Source organism: Burkholderia sp. BCC1998 (assembly GCF_905339875.1).
GTDB lineage: Bacteria > Pseudomonadota > Gammaproteobacteria > Burkholderiales > Burkholderiaceae > Burkholderia.
In genome coordinates this window covers 1-219 of record NZ_CAJPHE010000123.1, presented here as the reverse complement: position 1 = coordinate 219, position 219 = coordinate 1, and the positions used below count along the sequence as shown (strand labels likewise).

General features: G+C 64.8%; 1 protein-coding gene. It reads left to right on the top strand.

Annotated elements, in window-relative coordinates; translation table 11 throughout:
* Positions 1-219, top strand: a 219-nt coding sequence (locus tag U5A56_RS37075; RefSeq protein WP_321927443.1) for a hypothetical protein, incomplete at both ends; no start/stop codon positions are given.

Genomic DNA, 219 nt, shown 5'->3' with positions numbered 1-219 from the left:
GCGCCACCGAAGGCCTGAACGACGTACAGGTCCGGCAGACCGATATCGCCGGCAACACGTCCGATCCGACTTCGTTCAGCTTCACGCTCGACACGTCGGCTGCCGCGCCCGGTGTGGCGTTGGCGGTCGATTCGGGCAGCAGCGCTGTCGATCACGTCACCAATGTCGGCACGCTGAACCTGTCCGGTGTCGAAACCGGCGCCACCGTCGAATACTCGA